The sequence below is a fragment of the Anaerococcus sp. Marseille-Q7828 genome, from assembly GCF_949769285.1.
In the GTDB taxonomy this organism is placed as follows: domain Bacteria; phylum Bacillota; class Clostridia; order Tissierellales; family Peptoniphilaceae; genus Anaerococcus.
Genome location: NZ_OX458331.1, coordinates 1,882,878 through 1,903,746, shown reverse-complemented (window position 1 = coordinate 1,903,746; position 20,869 = coordinate 1,882,878). Strand labels below are relative to the sequence as shown.

The 20,869-nt window shown below is 32.8% G+C and carries 14 protein-coding genes and 1 tRNA gene; 14 read left to right on the top strand and 1 reads right to left on the bottom strand.

The features are described 5' to 3' along the window. Nucleotides 1-54 precede the first annotated feature (54 nt). The 6 genes from nadE (at nt 55) to QNH69_RS09090 (ending at nt 5,860) form a co-directional block, all read left to right on the top strand. Nucleotides 55-1,875 (top strand): NAD(+) synthase, encoded by a 1,821-nt coding sequence (gene nadE / locus QNH69_RS09115; protein WP_282930144.1) that lies wholly within the window; start codon nt 55-57, stop codon nt 1,873-1,875. Beyond that, a complete protein-coding gene (locus tag QNH69_RS09110) occupies nt 1,859-2,659 on the top strand; it encodes a metallophosphoesterase (protein ID WP_282930143.1) in 801 nt (266 codons plus the stop codon). The genes nadE and QNH69_RS09110 overlap by 17 nt, the downstream gene beginning before the upstream one ends. Beyond that, nucleotides 2,645-2,718, top strand: a tRNA-Arg gene (locus tag QNH69_RS09105). Before QNH69_RS09110 ends, QNH69_RS09105 begins: the two co-directional genes overlap by 15 nt. A 332-nt stretch (nt 2,719-3,050) precedes the next feature. Further along, on the top strand, nt 3,051-3,509 hold the full coding sequence (locus QNH69_RS09100) for a hypothetical protein (protein WP_282930142.1): 459 nt from the start codon (nt 3,051-3,053) through the stop codon (nt 3,507-3,509). A gap of 244 nt (nt 3,510-3,753) precedes the next feature. Then, complete coding sequence (locus tag QNH69_RS09095) at nt 3,754-4,614, top strand: NAD(P)-dependent oxidoreductase (protein ID WP_282930141.1); 861 nt, start codon at nt 3,754-3,756, stop codon at nt 4,612-4,614. Then, the gene (locus QNH69_RS09090; RefSeq protein ID WP_282930140.1) at nt 4,601-5,860 is read left to right on the top strand and encodes a dicarboxylate/amino acid:cation symporter; all 1,260 of its coding nucleotides are present in this window, start codon (nt 4,601-4,603) and stop codon (nt 5,858-5,860) included. Before QNH69_RS09095 ends, QNH69_RS09090 begins: the two co-directional genes overlap by 14 nt. A gap of 37 nt (nt 5,861-5,897) precedes the next feature. On the opposite strand, the gene QNH69_RS09085 is transcribed toward QNH69_RS09090, so the two are convergent. Beyond that, a complete protein-coding gene (locus tag QNH69_RS09085; RefSeq protein ID WP_282930139.1) occupies nt 5,898-6,308 on the bottom strand; it encodes a Fur family transcriptional regulator in 411 nt (136 codons plus the stop codon). Between the two features lie 99 nt (nt 6,309-6,407). Here QNH69_RS09085 and QNH69_RS09080 point away from each other — a divergent pair, with 99 nt between their 5' ends. The 8 genes from QNH69_RS09080 to addA all read left to right on the top strand — a co-directional run bounded on the left by QNH69_RS09080 (nt 6,408) and on the right by addA (nt 20,828). Then, the gene (locus QNH69_RS09080) at nt 6,408-7,715 is read left to right on the top strand and encodes a zinc ABC transporter substrate-binding protein (protein WP_282930138.1); all 1,308 of its coding nucleotides are present in this window, start codon (nt 6,408-6,410) and stop codon (nt 7,713-7,715) included. A gap of 3 nt (nt 7,716-7,718) precedes the next feature. Further along, on the top strand, nt 7,719-8,384 hold the full coding sequence (locus QNH69_RS09075; protein ID WP_282930137.1) for a metal ABC transporter ATP-binding protein: 666 nt from the start codon (nt 7,719-7,721) through the stop codon (nt 8,382-8,384). Further along, on the top strand, nt 8,377-9,168 hold the full coding sequence (locus QNH69_RS09070) for a metal ABC transporter permease (RefSeq protein WP_282930136.1): 792 nt from the start codon (nt 8,377-8,379) through the stop codon (nt 9,166-9,168). The genes QNH69_RS09075 and QNH69_RS09070 overlap by 8 nt, the downstream gene beginning before the upstream one ends. A gap of 72 nt (nt 9,169-9,240) precedes the next feature. Then, nucleotides 9,241-9,963 (top strand): YaaA family protein, encoded by a 723-nt coding sequence (locus QNH69_RS09065; protein WP_282930135.1) that lies wholly within the window; start codon nt 9,241-9,243, stop codon nt 9,961-9,963. Beyond that, nucleotides 9,960-11,060 (top strand): exonuclease SbcCD subunit D, encoded by a 1,101-nt coding sequence (locus tag QNH69_RS09060; protein ID WP_282930134.1) that lies wholly within the window; start codon nt 9,960-9,962, stop codon nt 11,058-11,060. Before QNH69_RS09065 ends, QNH69_RS09060 begins: the two co-directional genes overlap by 4 nt. After that, on the top strand, nt 11,057-14,113 hold the full coding sequence (locus QNH69_RS09055) for an AAA family ATPase (RefSeq protein WP_282930133.1): 3,057 nt from the start codon (nt 11,057-11,059) through the stop codon (nt 14,111-14,113). The genes QNH69_RS09060 and QNH69_RS09055 overlap by 4 nt, the downstream gene beginning before the upstream one ends. Then, nucleotides 14,110-17,460 (top strand): PD-(D/E)XK nuclease family protein, encoded by a 3,351-nt coding sequence (locus QNH69_RS09050; RefSeq protein ID WP_282930132.1) that lies wholly within the window; start codon nt 14,110-14,112, stop codon nt 17,458-17,460. Before QNH69_RS09055 ends, QNH69_RS09050 begins: the two co-directional genes overlap by 4 nt. Further along, nucleotides 17,460-20,828, top strand: a complete 3,369-nt coding sequence (gene addA / locus QNH69_RS09045) for a helicase-exonuclease AddAB subunit AddA (RefSeq protein ID WP_282930131.1) — start codon at nt 17,460-17,462, stop codon at nt 20,826-20,828. Before QNH69_RS09050 ends, addA begins: the two co-directional genes overlap by 1 nt. The last annotated feature ends 41 nt before the right edge of the window (nt 20,829-20,869 follow it).

The window sequence follows — 20,869 nt, the reverse complement described above, 5'->3', positions numbered from 1 at the left end:
GTCTGCAAATGCAGGCTCTTTTTTTGTGGTAAAATATGGATAAGAGGTGATTTTATGCGAGAATTTATAAAAATAAGATCTACAAACTTTAACCTTGCCCTAGGCAATGTAAATAAAAACAAAGAGACTATCAAAGATTTGGTTAGACAAGCTGATAAAGATGGGGTAAATATTCTTTCCCTACCAGAGCTATCTCTAACAGGAGCAAGTCTTTATGATGGATATTGGGATTTGGCAGAAATATGCGAAGATGCAATTATGGACTTGATAGAGTTCTCTAAAGATTATAAGGCCCTATTTTCTGTTGGTTTTCCCTTTATATATAATAGAAAAATATATAATGCAATAGGACTTATTATAAATGGAAGTCTAGTAAACCTGACTACAAAGAAAAATTTAAGTACCATTGAAAAAAATGTTTTTTCAACTGATCTTCCAGATCATGATTTTTTAAATGCCTTTGATAGCTGGCCAAATATAAACATAGATTATAGTACAATAGATGGACTGGCAATTGATGTAACAATTGGCGAAGACGAAGAAATGACTATTCCTCGTAGTTTAGAGTATAAAGCAAAGCTTGGAGAAAGACATGAGATTATCCTACACCCTTGTGCAAATCCTAAATTTGCTCTAAATGAAGAAGATATAATAAATAGAGTAAAATTCTTATCCAAGGATGTGACCTATGTTCTTACATCTTCTGGCATGGGCGAATCTAGCACAGATTTTGTTTATGGTGGTCTAAATATTATAGCAAATGATGGAGAAATAATTGCCCATACATCAAATGCTCCTATTGATTACATTGGCAAATATTATATAAATGTTGACGAGGACAGCCTATTTCCAACTACATTTACAAAAGAAACTAATAAATGCGAAAAATTTCCTTATTTGCCAGATTATGAAAGGGGCGAAGAATATGTAAATGATGTATTAGATATTGGAGCAACAGGTCTAACAAGTCGTATGAAACATATTGGAATAAAGGATGTATTCTTGGGAGTGTCTGGTGGCCTTGATTCAACAATGGCTCTTTTAACCATAGTTCATGCTTACAAAAAAGAAGGCTTGGATTATTCGGGTATCCATTGCTACACTATGCCAGCCTTTGGAACAAGTGATAGAACAAAGTCAAACGCCTATAAGTTATGTCAAGCTTTAGGTTTAGAATTAGAAGAGATTAATATTTCAGAAGCTGTAAGTATACATCTTAGAGATATCGGCCATGATGGCAAGACATCAGACACAGCTTATGAAAATGCCCAAGCTAGAGAGCGCACCCAAGTTCTCTTTGACCTTGCCAATATGGGCAATGGCATAGTTATAGGTACTGGAGACCTATCAGAAAATATGCAAGGCTTTGCAACCTACAATGGCGATCAGATGAGCAATTACTCACTAAATGCAAGCCTTATGAAAACTGAAATCCGCTATATTGTAGGGGCAATTGCAGAAAAAACTGACAATATAAAATTAAAGAGTGTATTAAATGATATACTCGATACACCAATTTCACCAGAACTAGTTAATGAAAGTGCAAATAAAATTAGCCAAAAAACAGAAGATATCATAGGCCCATATGAACTAATTGATTTTTTCATATACAATCATATGACCAAACATACAAGGCCAAGAGAAATATTGGAAGATGCCTATAGCGCCTTTGAGGACAGCTATGACAAAGAAACTATTAGAAAATGGCTAATATCATATTATAAGAGATTTACATCTAGCCAATTTAAAAGATCAGCGACTGTTGATGGACCAAATATCACAGGCAGGTCCTTTAGTCCAAGAGCTGGCTTTAAAATACCATCAGATATGTCCTATGCTTCATATATTGAGGAATTAAATGAAAAAGAAGACTAAAATTATAACAGGCCTTGCACTAGCAGGGCTTTGCTTAACTTTATATGTTGACAATCAGTGTTTTGTCGCAAAAGAAGAAAAAGTTATACTAAAATCTGAAAAAATAAAAAAGCCAATAAAAATTACACAGATAACAGATTTTCATTCAAATGCTATCAAAAACCTTGATGAGGTCCTAGAAAATATACAAAACTTCAACCCAAATCTAGTAATATTGACGGGTGACATCATAGACTATGGCACTGAGGACAAAATAGAAAGATCTGTGTATTTTTTAGAAAAACTAAGGTCCTTAAATATAAAAACCTACTATATAACAGGTAACCACGAAGAAGCTGGTCCAAACTTGGATAAGTTTTTAAGTGAGATTGAAAGACTTGGAATCACATACCTTAAAAATGAGGGAGAGAGATTAAATATAAATGGCAATAAAGTTTATCTTTATGGTACAAGTATGTTTGATTTTTCATATGAAAATTATAAGGCGGATGATGAAAGTGTAAATATAATTCTAAGTCATTTTTCAAAAAATGTCAGAGATAACTACCAAGGAAATGAAGATTTCATATTCTCAGGGCACACTCACGGAGGCCAAGTCAGACTACCTATAGTAGGTGGACTAGTAGCCCCGGGAGAAGGATTTTTCCCAAATTATGACAAAGGATCCTTTAAATTCAATGATTCAATAATATATATAGACAGCGGACTAGGAAACACCTTCCTACCCCTACGCTTCATGGACCAAATACAGTATAGTAATATAGTACTAGCGCCAGTAGTTTAGTGGTAAAACAAAGGTGTCCGAAGCCTAAGATGGGAGTTCGATCCTCTCCTGGCGTGCCAAGACTAGCCCGTGCGGCTACCTGGGAGCACTCGCGCCCAAAAGGCGCGAAACAACCGCAGGAACGAAGTGACGAGGACCAAATCAAGCCTCTCCGGCTAATAGAGGAGTCGCGCCCAAAAGGCGCGAAATAACCGCAGGAACGAAGTGACGAGGACCAAAGCAAGCCCCTCCGGATAATAGAGGAGTCGCGCCAAAAGGCGCGAAACAACCGCAGGAGCAAAGCGACGAGGACCAAAACATTAGTATTGTAAATAACTGGGCTTACTTAAACTAAGGAATAGGAGCTTTAAATAAAATACTAGTTGATAAAGCATTGGATGTGTAATAGAGAATGAAAAATAAATACAATAAGATGATTGTCATGATTTTGATAGGTATCGTGGTTGTTAGTGCTGGATATATGATTATGAAAATGAAATATGAAAAGTCGAATGATATTTCTGAGATTCTATCAATCGTTAATGAATATCAATTAGAATATAGAAGCAAAAGAGGTTTTGGAAAAGATAGATTTGACATTTATTCATTTTCTTTAAAAGGAAATGATATTGAGAAAGAATTCAAGCCTTATAATGAATATATAGAAAAAACATATACAACGAATTTTAAAAGTCTGATTATTACGAAAGCTGACGATGATAGCACGTTAAGAAAAATAGATTCCGCTATTGAGAAAATCATGCGAGAAAATGATAAAAGTTATAAGTATATAAGTGTAGATGGGACACAAAAATTGTATATATACAGTAAAGAGTTAAATAAGGGATATTGTTTAATTTTGACAATTTAATCAAGTATATTTAGGAGCGATTAAGAATTAATCTTAGTCGCTTCTTTAATTATGTATTATAACGTAAAATATAAAGAAATGAGTTATCCAAATTGCCAAAAATTGATTCCACCCTTATCACTTTTCTAAAGCATAATAATATATTAATTTGCTAATTTATTTCTTTTACAGCAAAAAAGAGGTAAAATTATTTTAATCATAGTTTTAGAAAAAGTTACAATATTTTTAAGAATAAGGAGTTAGTATGAGAATAGCAAGAGAAAAAATTTGGATAACCGGCTCTTCAGGTAGACTTGGTACATCTATGCAAAGATTATTGGATCCTTTGGATTCAGAAATTATAGCTACAGATAAGCATGAAGTTGATATTACAAAGCAAGATGAAGTTAGGAAGTTTGTTAGCCGTATTAGACCTAGCGTTATTATTAATTGTTCAGGTATGTCAAATAGAGATAAGTGTGAAGCTGACCCAGATGGTGCATTTCTATTAAATGCCATAGGCGCTAGAAATGTTGCCATTGCTTCAAATACCTTTATGGCAAAATTAGTTCAACTTTCGACAGCAGATGTGTTTGATGGAACAAGTTTCAAATCCTATACCGAATTTGACAAGGCCAATCCAAAGAGTGTTTATGGAAAGAGTAAGTTTGAGGGGGAAAACTATGTTAGAGAATTTTCTAATTACCATTTTATAGTAAGAGTAAGTAGGCTATATTCTCGTGAAAATCAGTTTGTCGAAAATATTTTAAAACAAGCTGATAGTGGTAAGGTAGAGGTTGCAAAAGACTTATATATGTCACCAACTCCTGCTTTTGAGCTAGCTAATTTTCTCATACCTTTGATTGAAACTAATTCGTTTGGCACCTACCATGCTTCATCAGGAGCCTATACTTCTATGTCTGACTTTGCTAAAGAAATCCTAGATTATTGTGGCAAGGATGCTAAGATAATAGAAACTGAAGACAATCCAAGCATGCTAGCAAGACCAGGATTCTTTGCCTTGGAAGATTATATATTAAAAATCACTGACGGATACAAGATTCCTCATTGGAAGGATACACTGCATGAATATATAGATGGGGAGGGATTGAATGAAAAAAAATAGGAGAGATATTTCCCAATCAAAAAAAATTTTTATAGCCCTTATAGCTGGTTTGATTTTTGGAATTGTAATGCATAGTTTTGTTCCAGACTCTCATTTCAAAAACGAAATTCTGATAGAGGGCGTATTTTATACAATAGGACAACTTTTTATTAGATTGATGCAAATGCTAGTTGTACCACTGGTATTTTTCTCAATAGCAGATGGATGTAGAAACCTAGGCGACACAGAAACTTTGGGTAAGGTTGGTATAAGAATCGTAGTATTCTATTTATTTACAACAGCCCTAGCAATTATGATTGCTCTTGGTTTATCTAGTATTATAGGCCCTGGTAAGGGTATGAATATGCAAATAGGTCAGCAATCTTATGAAGTTGCTAAAGCTGATATATCCCTTAAAGATACCATTCTTGACTTTATTCCAACAAATCCAATAGGGGCCCTTGCTGAAGGTAATATGATCCAAATTATAATATTTGCAGTCCTTGTAGGATTATTGATTGCATCTATGGAAGATAGGTTGGTTTCCTTGGGTAATATTGTTACTGAGATGAATGATCTAATGATGGGAATGACAGCCTGGGTAATGAAACTAGCACCAGTGGGAGTGTTTTTCCTAATCACTAGAACATTTTCTAATCTGGGATTTGATGCGATTTTGTCAATGCTTAGCTATATGGGATCAGTATTAGGATCTCTAGTAGTTCAATTATTTATAGTCTATATGGTCTTATTAGTGGCATTTGTAAGAGTAAATCCATTTAAGTTTATTAAAAAATATGCACCTGTTATGACCTTTGGATTTTCAACAGCATCATCTTCTGCTACAGTACCAATCAATATACAAACCCTTGAAGATATGGGGGTTGATAGGAAAATTTCATCATTTACTATCCCTCTCGGGGCAACTGTAAATATGGATGGTACAGCTATTATGCAAGGAGTAGCAGTAATATTCATAGCCAATGCCTATGGAATTACTCTAAGTCCAACAGACTTTTTGACAGTAATACTTACAGCGACAATTGCTTCAGTTGGTACAGCTGGTATACCATCAGTAGGATTAGTAACACTTTCAATGGTCCTAGAATCAGTTGGTCTTCCAGTAGAAGGAATTGCAATTATCATGGGTATTGATAGAATCCTAGATATGGCAAGAACTACAATAAACTTATCTGGTGATGCTACAGGTACAATAATTGTAGCAAACTCAGTTGGAGCCTTTGATAAAGCAAAATTTAATAGTTAAAAAATAAAACTGGTAAAAGATTCTTCTCTTACCAGTTTTATTTTTTCTGACAATCTGGACATATTCCAGTAAATTCAAAATTATGGCCGTTGATTACAAAGCCAGTTTCTTTTTCTATCTCGTCTTCCAGTTCGTGGACAGGGCAATTTTCTATGGTGAATTTTTTGTGGCATATATTACAAGTTATAAAATGTTTGTGGTGGCTGTCGTTTAATTGATAGTAGCTTATGCCATCGAGATTTGTAGTCTTAAGTAGGACACCTTTTTCTTCTAATATATTTAAGTTTCTATAGATAGTTGATAAGTCCATGTCGTAATCTTTTTTGAGTTTATCAAAAAGTTCTTCTGCGGATATTGGATTATCACAAGATTTTAAATTTTCTAAGATTAGTTTTCTATATTTGGTGACCTTTAGATCCTTGTCCTTTAAGAGTTCATTAATATTCATAATTACCTCCGTTAATATTATTATACAATTATTTGACATATAAATAAATTGTTATATAATACTTGTTGCAAATGATTTGCATTATGAATGGAGGAGAATATGAAATATAAAAACCTAGCATTAGTACTTGCACTTGGATTAACTTTAAGTGCTTGTGGACAAAAAGAAGACAATGGAGATAAAACTCCAGCAAATGAGCCAAAGACAGAAGAAAGTCTTGATGAGCCAACAAAAGAAGACAATAAAGATGAGAGCGCATCTTCTGACGATCAAGCAGAAGAAACCGTAGTATATACTTCTTTCTATCCTATTTATAATTTAACTAAACAAATAGCAGGGGATAAGATGGAAGTAAAATCTTTCACAAATCTAAAGGCTGAAAGTCACGGATGGGAACCTTCTGCAAAAGATATAGCAGAATTATCCAATTCGAAATTAATGTTTATAAATGGTGCAGGCATGGAAGAGTGGGAAGATTCATTAGAAGGTTCTACTGATATAGAACTTGTTGACACTAGTGAGGGACTTGATTTGATAAAAGCAAACCACGAGGATCACGACCATGCTCATGCCCATGAAGATGAAGAGCATGATCACGATCATGAACATGAAGAGGAGAATGCGGATCACGAGCACGAAGAAGACCACGCAGACCATGAACATGAGGAAGAGAATGCGGACCACGAGCACGAAGAAGAACATGCAGACCATGAAGATGAAGAGCATGATCACGATCACGAACATGAAGAAGAGCATGCAGATCACGAACATGAAGAAGAGCATGCAGACCACGAACACGAAGAAGAGCATGCAGACCTTGAACACGAAGAAGACGATCATGAACACGAAGAACACAATCACGATCACGAACACAATCATGGAGAATTTGATCCACACACATGGTTAAGTCCAATAAATGGCCTTGCCCAAGCTAAAGTTATCGCTGAAAAACTTAGCCAAGTAGATCCAGCAAACAAAGATTACTATATGGACAATTATAAGAAAATAGAAGATGAGTTAAATGCTATGATTGATGAATATAGCAAAAAATTTGAAGAAGCTTCTAACAAAAACTTTCTTGTAAACCATAAGGCATTTTCATATATAGCTCGTGATTTTAACTTAAATCAAATAGCTCTTACAAGTCTTACATCAACTGATGATACAGATGCAAAGACTTTAAAAGAAGCAGCTGAAAAAGCCAAAGAGTTGAATATTAATACTGTTTTCTATGAAATGGGTGGATCTGATAAAAGTGCAAAAACCCTTGCTGATGAAATTGGTGCAGAGATTAAACCACTTAATACCCTAGAACTTGCAACAGACGAAGATTTGGACAATAATAAGACTTATCAAGAGTTAATCAGATACAATCTAGAAGAAATTTACAAATCATTAGAAAAATAATAAATGACCTTAATAAGTATTAATAATTTAAGCTTTGCTTATGATCAAAAAGAAATTTTAAAAAATATAAATTTACAGTTAGAAGCAGGAGACTTCCTAGCTATAAGTGGGGAAAATGGATCTGGCAAGACCACCCTTGTCAAGATCCTTACCAAAGAGCTTCCTATCAAAAGAGGTTTTGTGGAAATTTTTGGTGAAGATATCAACGATTTTGACAACTTCCAAAAAGTAGGTTATGTTCCCCAACTTAACGAGTCTTCAAACATTGCTTTTCCTCTCACTTGTAGGGAGTATGTTATCTTAAACTTGTACAAGAACTTTGGCAAATTTAAGAGACCTACAAGAGAAAATATGAAGACAGTTGAGGATATATTTAGGATATTAAATATAGAAAATTTAATTGACAAGCCCTTCAATAAATTATCCGGTGGTCAGCAACAAAGGGTTATGATTGCAAGATGTTTGGTAAATAACCCAGACGTTTTGATCCTAGATGAGCCAACTGTGGGTATTGACCAAGCCAACAAAGAAGATTTTCTAGACTTACTTTTGCATCTAAATAAAAAACATTCTTTGAGTATAATTATTATAAGTCACGAGATGGAATTTATAAAAAATTATGTCAACAAAGTTGTTGTTTTAAAGGAAGGTATGATATTAGATGCTTGAATTTGCATTTATGAGAAGATCCCTTGCTATTGGAATAATGCTAGCAATAATCATTCCTATGATTGGGATTATAATGATAAATAGAAAAACATCTATGATAGGAGACGCCCTAAGTCACTCATCTCTTGCAGGTATTGGTTTGGGTCTTATATTTGGTATAAACCCACTTTGGACATCACTTATCATATGTATAATAGCAAGTTTTGCCATAGAAAGTTTAAGGAAGAAATTCCCCAAATACGGAGATATGGCAACAGCCATTGTAATGAGTACAGGCATTGCCATTGCTTCAATTCTTTCTGACTTTACCCCAGGTGGAACAAGTTTTGAATCCTTTATGTTTGGATCAATTACTACTGTATCTAGTGAAGATGTGTATATAGTATTATTTGTTTTTTTAATTGTTGCGATTAGCTCCCTATATCTATATTACGGACTACTATACACATCCATTAACCCAGTACTGGCAAGGCTTGCAGGTGTCAACACCAGTGCAATCAATATATTTTTCACCCTACTAACGGCAGTTACTGTTGCAATTTCTGCAAAAACTGTAGGAGCCTTGATGGTAACTTCGCTTATGACAATTCCAGTTGCAGCTGCTATGGTTTTTGCAAAGTCATACAAGAAAATGTATATTGCTTCAATATTTTTATCAGTTATATTTATGGTTTCTGGTATTTGTGCTTCCTATTATTTGGGCATCAAACCAGGAGGAGCCATTGTTATAATTGCAGTAATTTCTTTTTTGCTTATAAGTTTAGCAAATTACTTCAAAAATTAATATTTTATTTAGAAATAGCAGGCTTAGACCTGCTTTTTTCTATGTTATAATATTTATATACGGAGGATTTTGATGAAAATAATTATTTCACCAGCAAAAAGTTTTAAAGAAAATAAAGATATACCGACAGAAGACATACTATTTAAAGATAAAACTCAGTATTTAGTAAATAAACTCAAAAAATATACCATGAACGAGATGGGCAATCTCCATGGTACAAATGATAAGCTTACAGAAAAAGCCTATTATGATTACCAAGAAATGGATTTGAATAATCTTAAAAACCCTGCTCTTTTCGCCTATGATGGTTTGGTATTTAAGCAATTTAAAAGGGAAGATTTTGATGATTTAGACTACTTAAACGACCATCTTTACATAATCTCACCCCTATATGGAGCTTTAAAGCCACTTACAGCTATAGCTGATTATAGGTTGTACTTTGACAACAAGGATATTGATCTCTACGACTTCTGGAAGGACTTAATCTACAAGGAAGTTTATAAGGATAATGATACAATCATTAACCTTGCTAGTGTAGAATATGCAAAGACAATTACTGATTACCTAAAAGATGGCGATAGATTTATTACTATAGATTTTAAGGATGTAAGAGATGGGAAACTAAAGTCAATTGTGGCTTGGATGAAGCAAATGCGTGGGAAAATGGTCAAAGAGATCATTAGTCAAAAAATTGAAGATCCAGAAAAAATAAAAGAAATTGAAATAGATGGTTACAAATACGATCCATACAATTCTACTTCTGACAGATGGGTATTTGTAAGGGACAATCAATGAAATTACTTCACTTAGCAGACCTGCATTTGGGAAAAAGTATCGGCAATTACTCTTTAATCGAAGATCAAAAATACGCCTTAGACCAAATATTAGATATAATTGATAGGGAAAAAGTTGATGTGGTAATGATTGCAGGAGACATATTTGACACTCAAATTTCAAGTGTTGAAGCACTTGGTCTTTATTCTGATTTCATAGAAGAAATTATTTTTAACAAGGAAAAAATCGTTCTTGCCATAAGTGGCAACCACGATTCTGCCAAAAGACTTGATGTCAATAGCAAATTTTACAAGGCCAAAAATTATCATCTTGTTGGTGAATATAAAAATGATGTTGTCACACTCGAAGATGAGTACGGGAAAATTAATTTCTATCTTGTGCCTTTTATTTCCCTAAATCAGGCCAGTCTAATCTTTGATAAGGAAATGACCAATTTTACAGAAGTATATAAGGAAGTTCTAAAGGATATATCATATGAGGATAGGAATGTTTTAATTAGCCATTGTTATGCCAATAATATTGCAATAGAGGATGATGATTTATACACTGAGGGTCAAAAACCCCTTACTATTGGTGGGTCTGATGCTATGGATGCCCATCTTTTTGAAAACTTTGACTATGTAGCCCTTGGCCATCTCCACAACAGGCACTATGTTATAAATCCCAAAATCCGCTATTCAGGAACTTTTATGAAGTATTCCTTTGATGAGGAGAATAAAAGAAAGTCAGTAACCCTTGTCGACATAAAAGATCATGTTAAAACTTATGATATAGATATCAAATCCCTAAGGGATTTTAGAACTATAAGCGGTAAATTTGCTGATATAATCAAAGAAAATTCAAGCGATGACTACATAAAAGTAATACTTGAAGATGATTCTACTATAGAAAATGCTATGGCAAAGTTAAAGGAAAAATTCCCTCATATTGTTCAAATTACTTACAAAAACAGGGGGATATTTTCTGGGGATAGCGACTTTGACATAGACCTTAGTGGTAAAACTGCCATAGAATTGTTTGAGGAATTTTATAAATTTAAGATGGACGAAGAAATGACTGCTGACAAGCTAGAAGCTTTAAAAAAGGTGATTGGATGAGACCGCTAAAACTAAAAGTTAGAGGTTTTTTAACTTATAAAAATGAAATAGAAATTGATTTTACAAGGCTTTATGAAAAGAAAATTTTTCTTATAGCGGGAGATACTGGTTCGGGCAAAACCAGTATTTTTGATGCCATAACCTACGCTCTCTACGGTGAAGTAGCTAGGGATATAGATCAAACAAGTTTGAGAAGTGATTTTCTTAACGAAAGTGATTCTTACACCTATGTCGACCTTGTTTTTGAAGTTGATGGTAAGCTTTATCAGATAGAAAGAATACCTAATCAAATAGCTAAAAAATCAAAACCTGGTCAAAATATCAAAACTTCGGTAACCCTCTATGATATAACTAGCGAAAAGAAAATAATTTCAGAGAAAAAGACCCAAACAGACAAAAAATTAGTAGAAATAATCGGCCTTGATAAGAACCAATTTACAAAAGTAATGCTCCTAGCCCAGGGTGAATTTCAAGAATTCCTACAAGCAAAATCTGACGATAGGACTAAGCTTTTGGGCAATATTTTCAAAACCTATGAATATAAGCAAATCCAAGATAAAATCAAAGACCAAGCAAGGCTAAAATCAAAGGATATGGAGATAATAGACGAAAGACTTGAAACAATTATCTACCAATATCCATATATTGCAGAAAAAGTTGACAGAGACCATATCCTAGTTCATGATTTTGAAAATATTTTAGCTGCAATAGATAAGTATCATAAAGCTATGACTATGGAATTTAATGACATAAATAACAAAGAAACTAGCTTGGAAGATAAGGAAAAAGAAGCCATAGGTAAAAAAGAAAAAGCTAAGACCTTAAATGCAAATATCCAAAAATATTATGATATAAATGACCAGAGGACAAAGCTTTTAGCAGTTGAAAATTCCTATAAAGAAAAGAAAAGTAAATTGGAAAAATCCGAATTTGCAAAAAGTATAAAAATCTATGAGGATAGATACAAAAAAGCAGGCTTAGATGGGAAAACTGCCAAGGAAAATTTAAAGAATTATTCAGAATCTTTAGAAGAAATAGATCAAAAATTAAGCGGGCTAAAAAGCTCTTATGACAATATTGCCGACAAGCAAGAAAATGTAAATAGTTTAAAGATAGAATTAAAAGATATGCTGAGCTTATCAGATAGATTTCAAAATTTCGTAGCAAACAAGAAATCTTACCAAAAGATCCAAGAAAATGAAAGTATATTGAAGGAAAAAAAGAAAGACTTAGATCAAGTATCAAGTGAAATTGACAAATTAAATGATTCTATAAACAGAATAAACGATGAAGAAGCTAAATTGAGAGATGACATTTATAGGCTTAAAGAAAGTCTCATGGATCTTAACCAGGAAAAGACCATCCTAGAAGATAAGATAGTTTTAAAAAATAAAAATATCGAAATTAATGAGAAGATACTAGCAAATAAAAATATATTAGAAGATTTAAAGTTAGAAAAAATCGATATAAATAATAAGGTCAATGAATACTATCAAAATCAAAGGCTAATTGATTTGAATAAGTTCATTGACGAGTTAAATGATACAAATATTTGTCCGGTTTGTGCCCATAGACATGAAGATAAGTTTGAAAAGCATCCTACATTAGAAATTGATATCGAACAAATTAATAAAGATTTATATGAGATAAATTCAAAGATAGCAAGCTTGGAATCACGAAATGATATCTATAAAAAGTCACTGGTAGAAATAGAAGATGATGTTAATATTCTATCTGATTTTGAAAAGCTTAAAGATAATATAAAAAGAATCGAAAATGAGATTTCTACTGATAATGAGGAACTTACTGAAATTATAAGTAAAAAATCACTTGAAAGAGAGAATTTATCCAAGGTAAATGCAAGAGCAAATGAACTAAAAGATCAAATTGAGGCCATTGATAAGACTATTAGCGAGGGAGAATTAGTAAAGGCCGCATATCTTTCAGAAAAAGATAAGTTTGAAGATATAAATGTAGATGACCTTGGTGAAAAAATAGAGAAGATTAAAAAGGAAATAAAGGTTTTAGATGAAGATATTTTAAATACAACTAGTTCATATAATAATTTACTTACAAAGAAAACTGAAATCACTACTAATATTTCCAACAGTCAAAATTTAATTGGTCAATACGAAAAAGAAGAAAAAGAATTTTTAGATGAATTTGAAAAGAAAGTAGCAGAAAATTTTGAGGATAAAGCTTCGTATTTTAAGGCATTGGAAGATTGCCAGGCTATTTATCCTAAAAAAACTGAGATTGAAAATTACTTCAAAGAATTAGAAAAAATCAATACCCTATATGAAAACTATAAGGTATACAAAGATGAAAATCCTGTGGATATTGAAAAGATTGAAGAAGAGATCCTAGCTTTTAGTCAAAGATTAAAAAGTTTGAGAGAAGATAAATCTAATTTACAAGTTAAAATTACAAATGTAAAAAATACTTATGACAATTTATCTGACCTAGAAAAATCCTACAAGGAAATTAGTTCCGAGTCCCAAATACTCCAAAATCTTTCCAAAATTGCTGATGGTTCTTTTGCCAAAGTAGCTGGCAGGGAAAAAATCGACTTTGAGACCTTTGTTTTAACCTATTACTTTGACAAGGTCCTAGCTTATGCCAACCAAAGGCTCTATGCAATGAGCAATGGACAGTTTTCACTAATAAGAAAGTCCTATGGAGATGATTTGAGGATGAAGCAAGGCCTAGATATAGAAATCTTAGATGCAAATACTGGAAAGAAAAGACCGGCCTCAACCCTATCTGGCGGAGAATCTTTCTTGGCATCACTTTCCTTGGCCCTAGGACTTTCAGATGAGATTGCTGCTGAAAATGGGGGGATTGAGATCGACACTCTCTTTATTGATGAGGGTTTTGGAACTTTGTCAGAAGATTATCTAAATAAGGTTATAGAACAGATTGAAAAATTATCCTATGAGAATAAGTTTATAGGACTTATTTCCCATGTGGGAGAATTAAAAGATGCAATTGATGCAAAAATAATCGTCACATACACCAGTGATGAGGGCAGTTTTATAGAGGTTAAGCCATGATAAATCTAATCATATCAAAATCACCAAGTGCAAATTCCCAATATATCTATAGAAAAATTGAAGAAGATATAAAAAATGGTGAGAAAAGTTTTCTGATAGTTCCAGAACAATACACACTACAAACTGATATAAATTTGATGAAAAATATAAGTTTTTCAACTGTCATGGATATAAAAGTCCTATCTTTTTCATCCTTTTCCAGATTTATATTAGATAGAGTTGGGGGCCTTGGCCAAGAGTCTTTGTCAAAATCGGGCAAGATTATGATCTTAACTAACATCCTAAGAGATTTAAATGATGACCTTGTTTTGTTTAAAAACAACTATCTCAATGCAGATTTCGTGGAAGACATAGAAAGTTTGATCAGTACTATAAAGGACAATAATTTTAACCAGGAATTTTTTAAGGCAATTGATACTGGCCTTTCTGATGAAGTCTTAAAATTAAAGTTTAAAGAGCTAAAGCTAATTTATGACGCTTATCAAAAGGAGATCGATGGCAAATTTATAGATAGCGAAGATAGGTTATGCCAAGTTGGTGAAAAACTTAGCGATGCTGAATTTTTAAGGGGAGCAAATTTCTACTTTGACAAATTTGACTATGTTTCGGATATAAAAATGGACTTTATAAGGGGTCTCTTAAAACTAGCTTGCAAGGTAAATATTAATCTTACACTAGATATGGCCTATATAAAAAATCCTATAGCAAAGGATATGGAAATTTATGACATGGCCATCAAATTTTATCATAGGATAAATGAAATGAGTTCAACAAAAGAAATTATCCTAGATGCACCAATCAATAAAAACGAAGACATCAACCATCTTTGCATAAATTATGAGAAGTATAATAGAAAAGCTTATGGGAAAGAAGCGCAAAACATCCATGTTTTGGAATCTACTTCAACCCACAGCGAAGTGGAAAATATTGCCCTTATAATCCAAAAGCTGATTCATGAAGAAGACTTAAGATATAAGGATATATCACTTTATATAAGCGATCAGAGTGAATACGAAAATGAGATTAAGAAGATTTTTAACCGCTATGATATTCCTATATTCTTAAATAGGACCAACAAGCTCTCTGATAACCATATAGTGAAAACATATCTATCAATCCTTCGCTTGCTTGCCTTTGGATTTAATGAACACGATTTAAATTTTTTCTTAAGGTCAAATATATATGATTTTGGCGAAAATGCAGAAGAAAAAGTGATTGTTTTTCAAAACTATATCAAGAATAGAAATATAAAAGGCTCAATGTTTTGGGATGATAGATTTTTTGAAATGGATAGAGAATTTTACGATAAATTTTATAAAGATGATCCTAGAAAAGAAGAAAAACTTGCTAGTAAATCCTTAGAATTTGAAATGGTTAATCAAATTAGAGATGAGCTGATATCACTTCTAGAGCCACTTTTTAAAATATCTAAGAAAAAAGCAAAGACAAGTATCCTAGTAGATGAAATTTATAAAATGATGAGTCATCCAAATTTTATAGCAGGTATTAACAATTACCAAACTATCTTAAAAGAAGAGAACGATTTGGATAATTATGAAGAAAATGCCCAGGTTTGGGATAAGCTCATGGCCATACTTGAAGAATTATATTCCTTGATGGGACATAGGGATAATGACATCAGGGGCATCTATAATATCATCAAGTCGGTTGCAGAAGACATTGAAATTGGAATCATCCCGCCTAGTAAGGACCATGTCACCATATCAAGTTTCAAATCACCAAGAATAGCAGATACTAGGATAAATTTTGCCTTAGGCCTTAACGATACATTTTTCCCATCCAAATCGACAGGAGATTTTATAATGGGCAAGGAAGAAAAGGAAAAACTCCAAGCTATAAACTTGGATTTAAAAATCTACGAAGAAGACTTAGAAGAAAAAGAAAAGCTAAACCTTTATAAGATCTTTGAAAAATCTGACAAGATTTACCTATCCTTTGCCTTAAGTGATAGAAGTGGAGCTGGTATAAACAAATCTCCAGTTTTAAATGGTATATTAAATATTTTTCCTAAGTTAAGAATAAATGACCTTACTAGTTTAAAAGAGGCAGACCTTATTTATTCCAAGGACCTTAGTCAAAAATATACTATGGATAACTTGTGGAAGATTAGAAGAGGAGAAAACATTAATGGCCTAGATTTTACAAAAACATATAAGTCCTATATCAAAAACTATGGTTCATATGATTTGTTACTAAAGGGCTTGTTTCATACTAATTATAAGCCATCTTTGCATTTAGACACCGCGCAAAAGCTCTATAGGAAGAATCATTTTAACATCACAGAAATTGAAACTTATTCTAGGTGCCCATATAGGTACTTTGTAAACTTTGGTCTAAGGCCAGCTTATGAGGAAAATTATGATGTCGATGCTAGAGAACTAGGAAGCTTGGTTCACAATTCTCTTGAAGATATATCAAAAATTTTGATGGATGCCGACCTTACTTCTATAGATTTTGATGAATTTGAATATCAACTAAGGGAAAATTTTGAAACTTCTATAGATAATATCATGGATAAGGCGAGAAAAGCTGACCCTAGAAATGTCTTTATAGTAAATAACATATTAAAAAATACCAAGGCCAATTCTAAGGAGATTATTAACCAATTGAAAGCAGGAGAATTTAAAGTTTCAGATGTGGAAGTTGATTTTGGCTATGGTAAGGATGGGGATTTCCCACCGGTTTATGTTGACGAAGAAAACTATCTGAGGGGAAGAATTGATAGGATTGACCAGGCTGATGATTTTATAAGGATTATAGACTACAAGACTGGCAACAAGGTATTTAAACTTATAAATGTCCTAAACGGTCTGGACCTACAACTCTTAGTTTATATGATGAGTGCAGATATCAAAAACGACTATATAAAGCCAATTGGTTCTTTTTATATGCCACTTTCTGACGAATTGGTCAAACTTGACCAAGCCTACGACAAGGAAGTCCTATCAAAGATCTACCAAGATAAGTTTAAAATGAATGGACTTTTAATCAAAATAAATGAAGAAGTTTTTAAGCTAATAGACAAAAACTATAGTGATATAAAAAGTATTGATGTGATTGATAGGAAAAACACCGATATTTTGGAAAAAGATGAGAAAATACTTTTGGATAAATTTGTTAGAAAGCTCATAAGCAAATACATCAAAGAGATAAAAATTGGAAATATAAAATTAAATCCAATCAGATATACAGACACAATGAACGAATGCCAATATTGTGACTATAAGGGTATTTGCAAGTTTGATGAGTCAATTGATAGTGACAAGTATAGAGATTTTGACAAGACTAAGAAACTAGAAGATTTAAGGAGTGAGGAGGAAGACTGATGGCTGATATCAAATATACTGATAGCCAACTTATGGCTATAAAAGAGCGTGACAAAAATATAATAGTATCAGCTGCAGCAGGATCTGGAAAGACCAGGGTTCTAGTCGACAGGGTGATAGATTTGGTGGTAAATGATAAGGTTGACATAGACAAAATGGTTATTGTAACCTTTACCAACAAGGCTTCAGTTGAGATGAAAGATAGGATAAGACTTGCCTTAGAAGAAATTCTTGAAAAGAATCCAGCAAACAAGTTTATAAAAAACCAAGTCAAACTTATCAAACATGCCCATATCCAAACCATGCACTCCTTTGCTTCAGATATGCTTAGGGAATATTTTTATTATTTTGATAATCTTTCCCCAAGTTTTAAAGTGGTGAGTGAGTCGACTAATGTTTTACTAAAAGAAGCTGCTATTGACGAAGTTTTTGACGAAGAATACCAAAGGGAAAGTGATGATTTTCATAGGTTCATCCACAACTTTTCGACTTCCAGAAACGACAGAAATGCAAAAAATGTCATCCTTCAAACTTACGAAAAATCAACCTCTCAAATCGATCCTATAGGATGGCTCGAGGCAAAGACTGAAAAACCATTTGATTTTAATATTTTCATAGAAATCGTAGATAAGAAATTATCTGACATAGAAAAATCAATATTAGAGACCAAGCAAATAGCAGAAAATGCTGGTCTTCGAGAAGACTATGCTAATCTTTTTGCAAGTGACTTGGATATAATTAGAAATCTTAACATTGCATCTTTTAAGGATTGGGATCTTTTTATTGATAAGATATCAAAAGTAAAGTTTCCAACCATGGTTCGTGCTAGAAAAGATGAGAAAGACATACAGCCTATTTTGAAAAAAAATAGAGATGCCTACAAAAATGACATCAAGACCATTTCATCCTTGGTCTTAAACACAAATTCTTCAATAGTAGAGGAATTTTCCAAAAAAGAAGTAGATATTCTAAAAGAACTAGCAAGATTATGTAAATCTTTTATGGAAAAGTATGAGTCAAAAAAGCTAGAAAAATCTTATCTAGATTTTAATGATATGGAAGCTTATTTCATAAAATTACTTGAAAATGATGAGGCGCTTTCTGCCATAAAGGATAGATTTTCATATATATTTTTTGACGAGTATCAAGACTCTAACGAAATCCAAAATTATATAATTGAAAAATTGAAGGCAGATGACAATTTGTTTTTTGTAGGCGATGTCAAGCAGTCAATCTATGGTTTCCGTAGGGCAAGGCCAGATTTATTCTTAGATAAACTTGACCAATATGAGAAATCTTCAGACAAATCTATGAGGATAAATCTTAACGAAAACTTTAGGACAGATGCAGATATACTAAATTTTGACAACTTTATTTTTGAAAGGCTTATGACAAAAGAATCGTCTGGCATAGATTACAGAAACGGTGGCCACAGGCTAAACCCAACACAAAACTTTGATAAGCCTAGGCCGAAAACTGAAATCCATATTATAGATAAGGGGATAGATGAGGCTAACCATATAGCTGAAGTAATCAAAGATTTGCTAGATCAGGGCTATGAATACAAGGATATAGCAATTCTCCTAAGGTCAGGAGCTAAGTCCTACATCTACGAAAATGCCTTTAAGGATGCAGAAATCCCGTTTTTTAACGATATTTCCAAAGTTTCCTTTGGAGCGGTTGAAGTTACATTTTTTAAAAACATCTTACATCTTATTGCTAATCCAAAGGACGACCTTGCACTTTTGTCTGTCCTCCAAAGTGAGATATATGAATTCAGCGAAGATGATTTGGCTCAAATTAGATTAAATACAGATGCAACAAGTTTTGCCAAGGCCTTTGACGATTATGATATAAAGGGAGATATTTTAAATAAAATCATAGATTTCAAGACGGAAATGACCACCTATAATTATAGACTTTCTCTCATGAACTTATACGAATTTGGCAACTTTATTTTTGAAAATTCTGGCTACTATAATTATTTAATGGCAAGCGATAGGGCAAATGATAGGATCGCCAATGTAGAAGCTTTCATAGACTTGATGAGTGAATACGAAGAAAATAATGACGATGGTCTATTTGGCTTCCTAGATTATGCAGAAAACTTAAGACTCTATCAAACTGATAACCTAAATGCGGTAAGAGACTTATCAGAAAATGAAAATTTGGTGAGGATAATGACCATTCACAAGTCCAAGGGCCTGGAATTTCCTGTAGTAATCCTTGCTGACACAGCAAAACGCTTCAATATCAACCACCTTCGCGAAAATATTGCCTTTGATGATGACCTTGGCATAGGTATAAATGTGGCAGATTATGAAAACAAGGTCAAACTTTCATCGATAAAAAGAGATCTTATAAACGAAAAAACCACCATTGAAAATAAAAAAGAAGAGATGAGAGTTCTCTACGTTGCTCTTACCAGACCTATTAATAAATTAATTATTGTGGGCGAGAAAGATATAGATAAGCTTGATAAAAATATTGGTAGAAAAGATTTTCTAAATATGACCTCATATATTGACTGGATAATTTCAATAATCTCTACAGACAAAATTGCATCAGATATAAATAATGGAAATTATGAAAGCAATGCCCTTGAGGGACTGGCAAAGCTTGATTTAATAAGAGAAGAAAGAGAATATAAAAAATTTCAGATACATGGCATAAAAGATATTTTGGATGATCATAAAGTAAATGAGAAACTCTATCAAAAAATGCTAGATATCTACCAAGTTCCTTACAAAAATCTAGCAGATACTAAAGAATCTATCAAAAAATCTGTAACAGAAATTACCAAAAACTTCAATCCAGAAGAAGATGGTTACGAATTACCGTCCTATGATCGTTTTAGGGAATATGGTGAATTTAGAAAGCCTAACTTTATTACAGAAGTCAGAGACTTAAAACCGACTGACATAGGAACTATCATTCACAAAGTTTTCCAAGCTTTGGAATATAAGGACTATGACATAGAAAGTTTGGAAAATACTTTTGATAAGCTTATAAAAGAAAGGAAAATCAGATCTGAAGAATTAAAAGTAGTTGATAAGGAGAAAATACTTAGTTATTACGAGCATCCAACTATAAAAAATCTCTATCAAACGGCTAAAAATCTAAGAAAAGAAGAATCTTTTTTGATGAAATATGAAGACTATTATGTCAATGGACAGATAGATTTGATATTTGAATTTGAAGATTATGCCACTCTTTTGGACTTTAAAACAGATGCTATCAAAAGAAGCGGATTTTATGATGATCAGCTTAGAGTTTACAAAAAAGCTATTGAAGAGGCTTTAAATATAGAGGTTAAGGAGTCATTAATTTATTGGTATAATATGGGGGAATTAGAAAAAATTATCTAATTTATTTGCTAGCTTCTTATGACCTAGGGGTAGAAAAATCC

Coding starts and splice junctions, on each gene's coding strand:
- nadE (WP_282930144.1), top strand. CDS start 55: ATGCGAGAATTTATAAAAATAAGATCTACAAACTTTAACCTTGCCCTA.
- QNH69_RS09110 (WP_282930143.1), top strand. CDS start 1,859: ATGAAAAAGAAGACTAAAATTATAACAGGCCTTGCACTAGCAGGGCTT.
- QNH69_RS09100 (WP_282930142.1), top strand. CDS start 3,051: ATGAAAAATAAATACAATAAGATGATTGTCATGATTTTGATAGGTATC.
- QNH69_RS09095 (WP_282930141.1), top strand. CDS start 3,754: ATGAGAATAGCAAGAGAAAAAATTTGGATAACCGGCTCTTCAGGTAGA.
- QNH69_RS09090 (WP_282930140.1), top strand. CDS start 4,601: ATGAAAAAAAATAGGAGAGATATTTCCCAATCAAAAAAAATTTTTATA.
- QNH69_RS09085 (WP_282930139.1), bottom strand. CDS start 6,308: ATGAATATTAATGAACTCTTAAAGGACAAGGATCTAAAGGTCACCAAA.
- QNH69_RS09080 (WP_282930138.1), top strand. CDS start 6,408: ATGAAATATAAAAACCTAGCATTAGTACTTGCACTTGGATTAACTTTA.
- QNH69_RS09075 (WP_282930137.1), top strand. CDS start 7,719: ATGACCTTAATAAGTATTAATAATTTAAGCTTTGCTTATGATCAAAAA.
- QNH69_RS09070 (WP_282930136.1), top strand. CDS start 8,377: ATGCTTGAATTTGCATTTATGAGAAGATCCCTTGCTATTGGAATAATG.
- QNH69_RS09065 (WP_282930135.1), top strand. CDS start 9,241: ATGAAAATAATTATTTCACCAGCAAAAAGTTTTAAAGAAAATAAAGAT.
- QNH69_RS09060 (WP_282930134.1), top strand. CDS start 9,960: ATGAAATTACTTCACTTAGCAGACCTGCATTTGGGAAAAAGTATCGGC.
- QNH69_RS09055 (WP_282930133.1), top strand. CDS start 11,057: ATGAGACCGCTAAAACTAAAAGTTAGAGGTTTTTTAACTTATAAAAAT.
- QNH69_RS09050 (WP_282930132.1), top strand. CDS start 14,110: ATGATAAATCTAATCATATCAAAATCACCAAGTGCAAATTCCCAATAT.
- addA (WP_282930131.1), top strand. CDS start 17,460: ATGGCTGATATCAAATATACTGATAGCCAACTTATGGCTATAAAAGAG.